This is a genomic window from Pseudoalteromonas sp. TAE79 (assembly GCF_000498015.1).
Classification (GTDB): domain Bacteria; phylum Pseudomonadota; class Gammaproteobacteria; order Enterobacterales; family Alteromonadaceae; genus Pseudoalteromonas.
Genome location: NZ_AUTL01000146.1, coordinates 1 through 12,516, shown reverse-complemented (window position 1 = coordinate 12,516; position 12,516 = coordinate 1). Strand labels below are relative to the sequence as shown.

14 protein-coding genes and 1 pseudogene are annotated in these 12,516 nt (G+C 38.2%); 10 read left to right on the top strand and 5 right to left on the bottom strand.

The features are described 5' to 3' along the window. The 3 genes from L655_RS0110460 to L655_RS0110445 all read left to right on the top strand — a co-directional run. On the top strand, positions 1 to 312 hold a 312-nt coding region (locus tag L655_RS0110460), incomplete at its 5' end, for a group II intron maturase-specific domain-containing protein (RefSeq protein ID WP_024605253.1). Between the two features lie 344 nt (positions 313 to 656). After that, positions 657 to 1,073 (top strand): hypothetical protein, encoded by a 417-nt coding sequence (locus L655_RS0110455; RefSeq protein ID WP_024605002.1) that lies wholly within the window; start codon positions 657 to 659, stop codon positions 1,071 to 1,073. A 269-nt stretch (positions 1,074 to 1,342) separates the two neighbouring features. Beyond that, positions 1,343 to 2,593 (top strand): sodium:proton antiporter, encoded by a 1,251-nt coding sequence (locus L655_RS0110445; RefSeq protein ID WP_024590868.1) that lies wholly within the window; start codon positions 1,343 to 1,345, stop codon positions 2,591 to 2,593. A gap of 104 nt (positions 2,594 to 2,697) precedes the next feature. Here L655_RS0110445 and L655_RS0110440 read toward each other — a convergent pair whose 3' ends face one another. Beyond that, positions 2,698 to 3,246 (bottom strand): hypothetical protein, encoded by a 549-nt coding sequence (locus tag L655_RS0110440; protein WP_024605000.1) that lies wholly within the window; start codon positions 3,244 to 3,246, stop codon positions 2,698 to 2,700. Between the two features lie 379 nt (positions 3,247 to 3,625). Here L655_RS0110440 and L655_RS0110435 point away from each other — a divergent pair, with 379 nt between their 5' ends. The 6 genes from L655_RS0110435 to L655_RS0110410 all read left to right on the top strand — a co-directional run bounded on the left by L655_RS0110435 (position 3,626) and on the right by L655_RS0110410 (position 7,944). Next, complete coding sequence (locus tag L655_RS0110435; protein WP_024604999.1) at positions 3,626 to 4,030, top strand: hypothetical protein; 405 nt, start codon at positions 3,626 to 3,628, stop codon at positions 4,028 to 4,030. A gap of 401 nt (positions 4,031 to 4,431) precedes the next feature. Continuing rightward, entirely contained in the window at positions 4,432 to 5,013 is a 582-nt protein-coding gene (locus tag L655_RS0110430; protein WP_024604998.1) for a hypothetical protein, read from the top strand. A 235-nt stretch (positions 5,014 to 5,248) separates the two neighbouring features. Beyond that, positions 5,249 to 5,587 (top strand): hypothetical protein, encoded by a 339-nt coding sequence (locus L655_RS0110425; protein ID WP_024595217.1) that lies wholly within the window; start codon positions 5,249 to 5,251, stop codon positions 5,585 to 5,587. Then, entirely contained in the window at positions 5,580 to 6,920 is a 1,341-nt protein-coding gene (locus tag L655_RS0110420; RefSeq protein WP_002961828.1) for an SPFH domain-containing protein, read from the top strand. The genes L655_RS0110425 and L655_RS0110420 overlap by 8 nt, the downstream gene beginning before the upstream one ends. Before the next feature lie 152 nt (positions 6,921 to 7,072). Then, positions 7,073 to 7,339, top strand: a complete 267-nt coding sequence (locus L655_RS0110415) for a YrhK family protein (RefSeq protein WP_002961829.1) — start codon at positions 7,073 to 7,075, stop codon at positions 7,337 to 7,339. Between the two features lie 89 nt (positions 7,340 to 7,428). Continuing rightward, positions 7,429 to 7,944: a M23 family metallopeptidase gene (locus L655_RS0110410; RefSeq protein WP_024604997.1), complete on the top strand. Its 516-nt coding sequence runs from the start codon at positions 7,429 to 7,431 to the stop codon at positions 7,942 to 7,944. Positions 7,945 to 8,018: 74 nt separating this feature from the next. Here L655_RS0110410 and L655_RS0110405 read toward each other — a convergent pair whose 3' ends face one another. Then, positions 8,019 to 9,188, bottom strand: coding sequence for an MFS transporter (locus tag L655_RS0110405; protein WP_024604996.1), 1,170 nt, complete (start codon positions 9,186 to 9,188; stop codon positions 8,019 to 8,021). A gap of 251 nt (positions 9,189 to 9,439) precedes the next feature. Here L655_RS0110405 and L655_RS1000000127425 point away from each other — a divergent pair, with 251 nt between their 5' ends. Continuing rightward, entirely contained in the window at positions 9,440 to 9,601 is a 162-nt protein-coding gene (locus L655_RS1000000127425; protein ID WP_158000955.1) for a hypothetical protein, read from the top strand. Positions 9,602 to 9,620: 19 nt separating this feature from the next. On the opposite strand, the gene L655_RS0110395 is transcribed toward L655_RS1000000127425, so the two are convergent. The 3 genes and pseudogenes from L655_RS0110395 to L655_RS0110385 form a co-directional block, all read right to left on the bottom strand. After that, the gene (locus L655_RS0110395) at positions 9,621 to 10,622 is read right to left on the bottom strand and encodes a LacI family DNA-binding transcriptional regulator (protein WP_007583313.1); all 1,002 of its coding nucleotides are present in this window, start codon (positions 10,620 to 10,622) and stop codon (positions 9,621 to 9,623) included. Between the two features lie 76 nt (positions 10,623 to 10,698). Then, positions 10,699 to 12,224 (bottom strand): annotated as a pseudogene (locus L655_RS01000000125450) (MFS transporter). A gap of 32 nt (positions 12,225 to 12,256) precedes the next feature. Beyond that, positions 12,257 to 12,516: family 1 glycosylhydrolase (locus L655_RS0110385; protein ID WP_024606815.1), on the bottom strand; the 260-nt coding region annotated here is incomplete at its 5' end.

The window sequence follows — 12,516 nt, the reverse complement described above, 5'->3', positions numbered from 1 at the left end:
GTGCGCGGTTTTGTAAATTATTTTAGTATAGCCAATTGTAAGCGAGAGCTAAAAGCCTTGGCAGGTTGGATCAGACGAAGACTAAGGGCAATACAGCTGAGGTTGTGGAAGAAGCCATCAAGGCTACATCGACGACTAAAGCAGTTAGGGAAAAAGCCACCGTTTAAGTTCATAAAGATGAACTCGTGGCGTAACTCACTAAGCCCTTTATCTTGTGTATCGATGCCAAACCAATGGTTTGAGGAGCTTGGTTTATATCCAATAGAAAAAGTGAATACGGGATGGCTTGCTTTATCAGCGTTTAGGAAATAAGTTGATAAAATGTGAAGGGTACAGGAGCCGTATACGAGGTCCGTACGTACGGTTCTGTGAGAGGGATGAGGCATAAGCCTCACCCTACTCGATGATTTCACCGCGATAGTAAAATATCTTTATTAAACATAGTATTTGATATAATTGAAGAAAAATGCATTCGAATATTAACTTAGTAAATTATATGCCGAAGTTTATTAAAAATTTATTTTAAATTAGACTAAAGTCTATAGGTTAGATTTATTCACTTATTAGGTTTGTTTTAATCGTTTGTAGGTTTTGTGTTAATTCTCTAAAGTTCAGTTGTCGGCAACAAGCACGGCTAACTTAACAGGACAATAATCATGAAAACTTTTATCAAAACTATCGCTCTTAGCTCACTACTTACATGTTCAGCTGCTGCAATGGCTGATCAAAGTGATTACAAATTAATGGTTATTGAAACTGCAACAGCGCCACAGCAACTTGAGCAATCATTTAATAGCTGCGCACTGAATGTTAAGTCAAAAAATTACGCTGAAGCTGAAGCAATTTGTACTAAAGCAATCGCGCTTTTAAAAGACGCAGATGGTCCTAAATTTAAAGTACGCCAACTTACATCGTTTGCATTAAGCAACCGTGGTGTTGCACGTTTAAAAGCGAATAACGACACTGCTGGCCTTGCAGATTTATACGAAGCAAATGAAATGTCTAAAAGTGCAATGGTATCGCATAACTTAACTCGCGCTAAAGAAGACTTATCTTTGATAAGCGCTTTATAAAATACTTAAAAAAGTATGATATAAAATAGCGAGAGTAAAAAAAGCCCATGTTAGGTTAATTCCTAACATGGGCTTTTTTGTTTTATTTAATATGTGAGTTAATACTTTAAATACGTTAATTGAGTAGGGTGTGTATTTATAATTAATATTTTGGGTATGCTTGTTTAGGCTACACGAATATAATACGAGATAACCGTATAAAAATAATAACCCTTCTGCTTTGCTTATTTTGAGCAAGGCATCATTAAATAAATATTGAGATTTAAACCATGGCACCAGGAACCAGCCTAAGCGTACTTGAAATAAGTGCGATATTTTTATCAATTACCGCGTTACTCACCTATGTAAACCATCGCTTTATTGGCTTGCCAACAACCATTGGCGTTATGGTTATTTCGATGCTTTTGTCTATCGGCGCTATATTTTTGGGTTTTTTAGGGTTTGATGATCTTATAGATTACGAAGTGAGCTTGCTCGATCAGTTAGATTTTACTGAAGTTTTGCTTGATGGCATGCTCTCTATGCTGCTGTTTGCTGGGGCGCTACATGTAAATGTTAGCGATTTAAGGCGCTATAAATTGCCAATAGGTATTTTGGCCTGTGTTGGTACGTTGCTATCTACGGTTATTATTGCAGGCGCGCTTTATTTAGTACTTCCTTTGCTTGGTTTTGATTTAGCGTTTATTTGGTGTTTACTGTTTGGCGCATTAATTTCGCCAACCGATCCGATTGCGGTAATGGGTATTTTACAATCTGCTGGTGCGCCTAAAAGTATTGAAACCGTGATTGCGGGTGAATCGTTGTTTAACGACGGTATTGGTGTGGTTATTTTTGTGCTTTTATTGGGTGTTTTATCAAGTGGTGATATTCCTACAACTTATTATGTAGCGCACACGCTGGCGGTTGAAGCTGGTGGCGGTATTGTTTTTGGTTTGGTATTAGGTGGTATTTTATATTACTTACTTAAAAGTATTGATAGTTACCAAGAAGAAGTACTACTTACTTTAGCGGGCGTTATTGGTGGCTATGCACTTGCTAGCCATTGGCATTTGTCGGGCCCACTTGCAATGGTAATGATGGGGCTAATGGTGGGCAATCATGGTCGTAGTATGGCTATGAGCGACAAAACACGCCATTACGTTGATTTGTTTTGGGAGTTGATTGACGAAATTCTAAATGCCATTTTATTTGTACTCATAGGGCTTGAGGTTGTCATGATTGCATTTTCGAGTAATTTGTTTATTGCTGGTGGCTTAACAATTTTAATAGCGTTACTCGCACGTTTAATCGTTGTGGGTATAACAACCACTACATTTAATAAGCAATTAGAGTTGCCATCTGGCGCATGGAAAGTTTTAACCTGGGGTGGCTTGCGTGGTGGTATTTCGGTTGCACTGGTATTGCAGTTACCTGATGGGAACGAGCGCGATATTTTATTGGCTCTGACTTATGCGGTTGTGGTTTTTTCTATTTTAATCCAGGGTTTGAGTATTGGTAAAGTAGCCAAAACTATCCGTTAAATATAAATTGGTTAGACTAAACCTGTTAAATGTATTTTTAAAAAAGCGTGTGAAATAGCTGCATTTCACACGCTTTTTATTTTTCTTATAAAACAAAAGGGCAATTAAAACGTAAAGCTGAGCTGCACACCGCTGTAAATATGTTCTTGTGCTTCCCAGTAGTCGCCATCTATTTGGCGTGCTCGGGTAAATACTTCTATTTTAAATGGCTTAAAGTGATAACCCGCACCTATACCTGCGTAGCCGTCTATGTCGTTGTTCGATTTTTCTATTTGGTAGGTGTTATCGCCTCTATCGTTTTTAAAGGCGAGTTCGAACAGATCTAAGCCAAGCTCGGCGTATATAAAAAAGTCATTGAAATAACCAAGCTTCATTCCGTTGTCCCAAGTTATAAACTCTTCTTGCTCGCATTGTTTATTATCGATTACTGCCGCGCCAATTGCGCTTGTAAAAACAACACCAAAGTTACTGTAATTTTGCTTAACCATCATTTCTACACCCGCAGATGTAATGCTGCTATCGCCATTAAATTCTGATTTTATAAACATACCGGTGTTAGGCATGTTGTTACCGAGCAAAAGCCTTGCGTGTGCATTTTGGCTAAATGATAAAAGCGTGCTTAATAAAACAAAAAGAGGAAGTGTGTGTTTCAAAAAAGTTAACCCATTAATGATGAAAAGTTACCAGAGCTACAATTATAAATACATGACTTAGTATTGCATGTAATTAAATGTATAAATTTGTTTGAATGTTACTCAGCTATGCTTAAGCAAGTTGCTCAAAATAAAATCGACTAAATAAAAGCATAAATAATTATATACATTTTAAAACGTAAAGTAGCGATTTTAGGCACGTACGATGATGCGTAAGCTATTTAAATATATAGAAAAAGTTTAAACGTATTAGACTAAGGTCTATAGGTTAATTTTCTTCACTTATTAGGTTTGTTTTAATCGTTTGTCGGGTTTGTGTTAATTCTCTAAAGTTCAGTTGTCGGCAACAAGCACGGCTTAACTAATCAGGAATATGACCATGAAAACACTTATCAAAACTATCGCTCTTAGCTCACTATTAACATGTTCAGCTGCTGCAGTAGCTGATGCAAGTGATTACAAATTAATGGTTATTGAAACTGCAACAGCGCCACAGCCACTTGAGCAATCATTTAATAGCTGCGCACTGAATGTTAAGTCAAAAAATTATGCGCAAGCGGAAGAAATTTGTACTAAAGCAATCGCACTTTTAAAAGACGCAGATGGCCCTAAATTTAAAGTACGCCAACTTACGTCATTCGCATTAAGCAACCGTGGTGTTGCACGTTTAAAAGCGCATAACGATACAGCTGCACTTGCTGATTTATACGAAGCATCAAAATTGTCTAACAGCTCAATGGTATCGCACAACTTAACTCGCGCTAAAGAAGAATTATCTCTATAAGGTCTTTTATAAAGTGCTTACTAAAGCATAATATAAAATAGCGAGAGTAAAAAAGCCGATGTTGGATTAAACCCCAACATCGGCTTTTTCGTGTTTATTAACTTTGTATTTTGCTATTAAAAAATAAAAAACTGTATTTTTATATATATTGTTTAGTTGTTTTCATGGATTTTAACTAATTGTAATTACTAAGTATTTTTACAGGTGTTAGACTAAAGTCTATAGGTTAGATTTATTCACTTATTAGGTTTGTTTTTATCGTTTGTGGTAAAGCAAAAGATGCAGAGTATGGGTTTGAAAATGCATGGTACCGCGACAAAGTTATTTTTGCAGGCGCTGAACTTATTTATGAGCAAGTAAAGCTTCAAAATACAGACGAACTCGACAAAATTGACGTTATTTTGTCTCGATTGGATTCAATAGATACGCCTTGGGGCGAAGAATCGTTAAATGGAAAATTAACAGTTAGAGACGATGTTTACATTAACGCCGATCGTACTTACCGATGCTCTAGCATTGAGAACGTTAGTTTTGAGCAAAGCAATGTGCTTTATGGCGTTACTAATACTAGCCCATCGGTTAACTTTCCAACAGCGGATGAATGCGTTAGTTCTAATTTAGATACACCGTTCGAGCGAGGTTTTAGCATTAGCTATACTGAGTCAGGATCGTTTTACCAAACTGACTTTGCCTTTAGAGAGGAAAATGCCGACTTTCAAACATTATCTGATTGGGTAAATGTTAAAGACAAAGCTGCTGATTTAGACACTCAAGATTTAGTTACCGTACTCGCTGCTATGCCTTATAAGTTTGATGACGAAACATCTATTGATGCTAGCTTTTGGCGTAAATACAAAACCACAGACAACGTACGTATTATAAAAACAATTGAAGGGCAATGGTTTAGAGAGACTCGCCGAGAAGATGGAACAATGCTGCATGAATGCGGTGAAAACGGTGTTGATTGGGGGCCATGCGAATAATGTAAAAAGCACTTTAATGAATATTAGCTTAGTGCCAGTCAGTTAATAACTGACTGGCATTTTTTGTTTGAAAAAGCTTACTTTTATGTGCGGTTATAACTGTATACCTGATGAACTTTATTTTTAATCTGTTTTTTACTCGGGTTTACTGTAAAATTACCGGGTTAACATTTGTTAAGTGATGCTTACAATTGTTATTGCTCGTTAAGTATTTAAACTAATTTAAGTAGAGCTTATGATTTTTTATATTATAGGGTTAAGTTTACTTGTTATTATTTTATGCGTTGCACTTTATGTAATTTACAGCAACGTACATAAAAGTCGGGTAAGAAAATCCAAGGAATACAACGTACTGTTTGATAAAGACACGATAGTTGATGAACTAATCACTCAACTAACAGAAAAAAATCAAACACAAGAAAACCAAGATAAAACAGCTAAAGGTAAAGAAGAAATCCTTGCAACATTTGTTGAGTTACATCGCTCTGGTAGCTTTTGCGCACATTTGAGTGAACAGGAAATTATTTACTTTGTTAAAAAGAAATTAAACATGGAGAGTAATAAAAATGGATAGCGAAAAAGCAGTCCCAGCAGTAAAAAGTGACTCATTTATGAGTCGATTTGGTCGTCGTAATGTAATTATAGTGTCATCAATTGTTGTTGTATTGGTAGTGATAGCAACCCTTACATCGCAAGTTGTTTCGTGGAATGAAGCAGATGAGCGTTTAGTACATCAATCGGCTTTTACAGGTAACTTAACCGTAATAAATCAAGCCGGCCCTTACTTAAAAGCGTTTGGTAGTACATCTGCTTATAAAAAAGTAATTTCGATTAACTTTACGGGCGATGCCGGTGCAACAGCAAGCGCAATTGTACCGCTAATACCAATTCGATTTTTAGATACCACAACAGGTGGCGCACGAGGTGTCTCTCGTTTTAGATTACCAGGCAATGTACCAGCAGCAGAGTCGGGTGCTCTACGTGGTTTACTTAAAATACACGAAGAGTTTGGTTCACAAGAAACATTAATATCTAATTTATTAATGCGTGCAACCACCGAAAATGTAAAAGCGTCGGCGCGAATGATGTCGGTAGAGCAACATTACTCTGGTGGTAATGGTCAATTAAGCCAAGATTTTGCAGATCAATTAACCAACGGTATTTTTGTTACTGAGCAAATTATTAGTACAGGTGAGCGCGATAAATCTGACGACTTAGGTAATTTAAGTAAACAGCAACGTGTCACTATTAATATTAAAATGGATGATGAGGGTAATACACTGCGTAACGCACCCATTTTAGGCGCTTACGGTATTACAGTAGTTGATGCCAGCATTATTGATATTGACTACGAAAGCAAAGTAAATGCTCGCCTTGAAGCCCAAAAGCAGGCTGCTGCTGATGAAGCGCTAGCGCGTCAAAACCTTAAAAAAGCAGAGCAACAAGCGCGTACTGAAGTGGCTTTAGGTGAACAAGCAATTGCTAAGCAACGTGCTGAATCTGAAAAGCTAAAAATAAAAGAGCAAATTGATGCTGAACGAATTAAGGCAAATGCCATTATTTCTGCGCAGCAACGAGTGGCTGTAAAAGCGGAGCTTGCGAAAGAGCAAGAAGAGATTCTAAAGCAACAACGTTTAGAAGCATTAGGTATGGACGTTTTAGCTGAGGCTCGTTTAAGAGCTAAGTCTGCTGCACTTGATCCAAAGTATGTATTTGATGAAACGCTAAAAGCAGAAGTTAAAATTCAAACCGCTTTATTTACAAGCCTAGGTAATAGCCGTTTAGTGCCTGAAATTGTAATAGGCGCAGGCCAAGGCGAGCAAAGTAATGGCTCTGAATTTATGCGTTTATTAGCCGCCGATGCTGCATTAAGCCTTAAAAAGCGTTTAGAAAAAGAGAAAAAATAAACGATTAGTTAAGTATTGCACAAACAATAAAAACGTTGGCTGATTCGCATTGGCCAGCGTTTTTTATTGCGTAAATTTTGTTATTGTATGGTGCGGCTTAGCGTATGAAAACAAGCTTTTTAAATTATGAAATAAAAGAGTGAGCAGTACTTATGGACCCCAGTAATCAGTTTATTTTAGATTTAGGACAAGAGCATATTACCATTCAGCGGCGATATGAAGCGCTGGGAGCGTTTAACGATTTTTTGATTGCTGTGTGGTTTTTAATTGGCAGTTTTTTCTTTTTAAATGACTCACTAATAGAAAGTGGCACATGGTTGTTTATAGCGGGCAGTGCTCAATTACTTATAAAACCTGTTTTGAAATTGATCAGCTTAGTACATGTTAGTCGGGTATTTCATTCAAATAAAACTTCATAAATAAAACCATAAATACGACTCATGATGAGTTCAGTTATTATGGCTAATAATTTACCAGTATAAGTTATTTAAATATCAAGGATAGAAAAGTGAAAGTACTTAAGTGGATTTCAATTGGAATAGCTACTTTACTAATTATAGGCTTACTAATTCCCGAAAAAATAATGATTCCGGTACAAGGTGCCACAAGTAAAGATTGGAACCATAACACGTTTTGGTACGAGCCTTGGGGTAGGTCGGGTGTGCACAAAGGAATTGATATTTTTGGCATAAAGAACACTCCTGTAGTTGCCTCAACAAATGGTGTTGTTATATTTGCAGGTGAGTTAAGCCGAGGTGGTAAAGTGGTTGCGGTGCTTGGGCCTAAATGGCGCGTGCATTATTTTGCACATTTAAATGACTACTCGGTAAGTACAGGTGATGTAGTAAGCATAAACAGTCAAATTGGCTTACTGGGCGATACCGGAAATGCCGCAGGAAAACAGCCTCATGTGCATTATTCTATTTTATCGTTAGTGCCTATGCCGTGGCTTTTTACAACGCAAAACCAAGGGTGGAAAAAGATGTTTTTTTTGAGCCCACATAAAAGACTCACTGCTAAATAATAGTTTTAGCTGTTAAAACAAGGTGTTTAACAGCTAAAATCCGTTAATAAGCAAGCGTGTATTTAAGTTAAAAATTAGCCTGCAACTGGGGTTTTACCCGCGCGAATATTTTTAATGCTTTTAATAAACATATAAATACAGGTAGTGATTAAACAGCCTGCTAAATAAAACACAATACCATTGGGTGCATCAGATAAATTTGCAGCCAGCATAGGGCCAAATACCGAACCAATACTGTAACTCAAAAGCATTACCTCAGTTGCCGATACTATTTTTGCCATTGGCAATGAGTCGCACGCAAGTGTTATAGCAATAGGGTAAAGTGCAAAGCTGCATGCGCCTAGTATTAAGTAGCTTACTATTAATCCTGCTAAAGTGTTTGCTTGTAGTATACCCACAGCACCGGCTGCGCCTACTAAACAAAACATACCCATCAATAAGCTTTTTTCAAGCCGAGTAGATAAGTAACTCACAAGCGGCTGCACGACCATGCCGCCTAAAATAATAACCGCCATAAGTGTCCCTGTGTACTGAGCTTGATCAGCTTGTGCTGAAATATACACCGGCATTAAGCCGTAAATAGGGCCCAGTAATAAGCCCGATGCTAAGCATCCGAGCATAGCTGGGTGGCTTAATGTTTTTATTTCTTTTAGTGGTAGTTTTTCAAGGTGCTGTTTTTCGGGCTGACCTTTAGTTATTAATAAAGGCGCCAAAATAGCTAAAAATAATAATGAGGCTACAAATAAATAAGGCGTGGAACCTTCGGTGCCAAGCGGCCCTATAGCAAGTTGACCTACGGCGCTGCCCCCATAAAGTGAGGTCATGTATAAACCCAAACGTTTAGCCCGCGACTTTGCTGTGTTGGTCATTAACAACCAAGACTCAACAACGACAAACACACCGGCAACAGCAACACCTGCTACAAATCGTGCAATTAACCAGTTAACGGTATTTGGTAGCGCAAGTTGTGCAAGCACACTTACTATTAATAAGCTTAAAAATAATATAAAGGCGAAGCGATGACCCATTTTTACCACAATGCGCTCTATTGTGGTGGCGCCAATAAGTAAGCCAAAGTAAAAAATGCTCGCAAGCCAAGGCGCTAGGTTTTCATCAAGTTTAAATGCAGGTAACGACAGCGGAATAAGGCTCATTAAAAAGCCGGATGCGATAGCAAAAAATGACAGCCCGATAACGGGTGCTAAAGGGTTATTAGAGGTGCTTGTGGCGGCTGATTCGGCCATGTGTGTTTATCGACTCATCAAGGTAAATAACCACTGTTTTAAAGTTTGAGAGGTTACTTTAATAATAAAATTTGCGCGAATTTAGAGCCAAATTAAAAATAAGTAAAGTGATATTTTATTAAATAATATAAATAAATTTAAAACGATCTTTTTGGTAAATTATCGGATCTATTATGCTTTTTATTGTAGTGTTTTTATGTAGATATTGTTTTATATTTGTGAGCATTTATGTCTGAATAGAGTTTTTTGTAATGCAAGCAGATAGGCACATATCGCATGCTGCACGTCACTTTTTAAAGTTTTCGCAGCAGCACGTAGAGCAATACGTAGAGCAATACGTAGAGCAATACGTAGAGCAATATTTAGATACGCATTGGGTACGTAATGAGTTACATAACTTAGATTTAACTTAGATTTAAATTAGGTTTAAAGTTAATTAATATCCGGTGTTGAGTCCCTTAAAATAAGCTTTGGCTGAAACACGTGCTTTACTGTTATGCCGCTTTTTTTATAAATGTCTTTAAGTACTAAGTTAGCCGCAGCTCGGCCCATTTCGGGAACTGGGTTATCTATTGTAGTCAGTGTTGGGTAGAGGTAATTGGTGAAAATTACGTTATCGAACCCAATAATGGCTAAATCTTTTGGTAGGTTAAAACCGTGTTCGCGGGCGTATTTCATAGCACCCGATGCCATTTCGTCATTGGCACATACAAGGGCAGTTATTTGCGCTTTATTTTGAATAAAATGCCTTAATCCGTCGCTGCCGCCGGTTTCTTTAAAGTCGCCTATGTAAAATAGGTTTTCGTCAAAGGTTAGGTTGTACTCTGCTAGGGCTTGTTTGTGACCTTTTAAACGGTTTGACGCGTCTTCTTTAAACTGCGGGCCTGCTATGTACGCAATGTTTTTATGACCTTTGTTGATCATGGCTTTAGTGGCTAAGTAGCCGCCCATTACGTTGTCGAGGCTAATGCAGTTTTCTTCAATTTCTTTAACGTAGCGGCTCATTAAGTAAATAGGGGTTTTGCCTTTACTTAACTCAATTAGGTACTCGTTTGATACCGCTTCTACGTGGGCAATAATAGCGTCGCAATTACGGCCTATTAAAAATTCAAAGCCGCTTTTTTCTTTTTTCTCGTCACTGTGTCCAGGGGTAATAATCACGTGTTTACCCGCAATACGAAGGTGCTCTTCAATGGCTGACATCATTTGACCAAAAAACGGACCATCCAACTCAGAAACTAAAATACCGACGCTGTTTGTAGTGCTAGACGCCAAAGAGCGAGCAATAGAACTTGGCTGATAGCCTAGCTCTTTCATTGCTTCTAATACCTTTTTTTTAGTTTTTTTGCTTACGTAGTCGTTGTCGTTAAGTACCCTTGAAACAGTTGATAAAGACACACCTGCCATTTCTGATACTTGATAAATTGTCGCCATTGATGTCCTAGCTTATATGTATTTTTACTCGCACTTTATAAAAAATATAAAGTGCGAAGGGTCATTAAAAGTTAATTTACACATTACTGCGTCTAATTGCTAAGTCTTCTGTTATTTTTTGCGTCATCGCTGAGGTTAGCGGATAAATAAGCATCAATGCGGCGCCTAAAAAAGCAAATGCGGCGGGNGGGTATCCAGCTCATAAGTAGCTGCATACCAGGTAGGGCTTGTGTAATTGTTAGCTCATCCATACCGTTATAGCCGTAGCCTGCAAGTACCACTAATACTAATGCACCTGCAAAACCACCACCGGTTTTTTGCACAAATGTACCCGCAGAATAAATAAGGCCTGTAGCGCGGCGTTTGTTTTTCCACTCTGAATAATCGGCTGAATCACCAAGCATACTAAAAAATAATGTTGGCATCATCGCGGCAAAAAATTCAGCAGCGCAACCAAAGGTAAATACAGCAATAAGGTTATCACTAGGTACCCAGTAAAATGCAGTAGTGAGTAACCCGCTTAGCATTAATGATGCTATAAATAGGTTTCGTTTACCCATAATTTCGGCCAGTTTACCTGTGGCAAGTGCGCCAAATATAGATACAACCAACAAAGCAATAAAGTATTGCCCAGCCATGAGTTCATTAGCTACGTGGTACTTAAAGTAGTACGCAATTACACCGTATTTAATGCCATTAAACATCATGGTTAAAAAACCAATGCCGAGTAACACCAACCAAGGTTTGTTGGTCAGAAGATCAACCATGTCGCGCTGTGAACCCGTTAAGCTTTGTTTATCTTTACTGAGCAATTTTTTAATAACGAATGTCATTGCAGCCATAACAAGGGTAAAAAATACACCGCTGTATAAATCGCGGTAATAAAAAAACAGGGTGGTAGCAAGCAAAGGTAGGATTATAAATGGCAGGCTTTTGGTTAAATCAAACAACTCTGATTTTAAATTCCCTTCATTTGAGGCATGCGGTGTTACACGCTCTTTGGTGGTCGCAAACGTTATAATCATTAAAATAATAAGTAAGCTGGCAAATAAGTACATAGTAAGCTGATAGCCTTTGGCGTTGTCGCCGCCACCAAAAAATGCCACTAGCTCAGGTAAAAAACCCATAACCAATAAGCCACCAGTAAACGCACCTGCAAACCTAAAACCAGAGAGCTTTGTGCGTTCTGTATCGTCTGGTGTCATTACGCCCATAAGTGCCGAGTAGGGCACGTTACTTACGGTGTAAGCAAGCGTTAAACCAATGTAAGTTACGTAAGCATAAATAAGTTTGTTTGTGGTGCTAAAGTCGGGTGTAGTAAAACACAACACCATAAACAAGCCCAAAAACGGTGCCGAATAGAGTATCCACGGGCGAAATTTACCAAAGCGCGACTGCGTTCTGTCGGCAATCATACCCATAATAATATCGGTTACGCCATCAGATAGCCTTACCACCAAAAATAACATGGCAGNCTGCCGATATGCCAAATGTATCGGTGTAAAACACCGCTAAATAAGCAAGCGCACCGCGCCATACTAAGTTAGCACCGGCATCGCCCATGGCGTAACCGACTTTTTCGTATAAAGGGAGTTTGTTCACAGTGTGTGTTCTTATTGTTATAAGCCGATAAATTATCGGCTAGTTATTAGGTTACTGTACGCTTTACCGCTGGCTTTAACAGTTCGTTTTTGTGTGTCGTAGTCTACGTGTACTATTCCAAAGCGCTTTAAATATCCTTCTGCCCATTCAAAGTTATCCATTAGGCTCCACGCAAAGTAACCATCTACTTTTACGCCTTGCTCTGTTGCGTTATGCAGGGCATTTAAATGCTCGTGGTAATATTCAATACGGTCGTTATCTTTGATTTCACCGCCTTTAAATTCGTCAGCCA

Coding starts and splice junctions, on each gene's coding strand:
- L655_RS0110455 (WP_024605002.1), top strand. CDS start 657: ATGAAAACTTTTATCAAAACTATCGCTCTTAGCTCACTACTTACATGT.
- L655_RS0110445 (WP_024590868.1), top strand. CDS start 1,343: ATGGCACCAGGAACCAGCCTAAGCGTACTTGAAATAAGTGCGATATTT.
- L655_RS0110435 (WP_024604999.1), top strand. CDS start 3,626: ATGAAAACACTTATCAAAACTATCGCTCTTAGCTCACTATTAACATGT.
- L655_RS0110425 (WP_024595217.1), top strand. CDS start 5,249: ATGATTTTTTATATTATAGGGTTAAGTTTACTTGTTATTATTTTATGC.
- L655_RS0110420 (WP_002961828.1), top strand. CDS start 5,580: ATGGATAGCGAAAAAGCAGTCCCAGCAGTAAAAAGTGACTCATTTATG.
- L655_RS0110415 (WP_002961829.1), top strand. CDS start 7,073: ATGGACCCCAGTAATCAGTTTATTTTAGATTTAGGACAAGAGCATATT.
- L655_RS0110405 (WP_024604996.1), bottom strand. CDS start 9,188: ATGGCCGAATCAGCCGCCACAAGCACCTCTAATAACCCTTTAGCACCC.
- L655_RS1000000127425 (WP_158000955.1), top strand. CDS start 9,440: ATGCAAGCAGATAGGCACATATCGCATGCTGCACGTCACTTTTTAAAG.
- L655_RS0110395 (WP_007583313.1), bottom strand. CDS start 10,622: ATGGCGACAATTTATCAAGTATCAGAAATGGCAGGTGTGTCTTTATCA.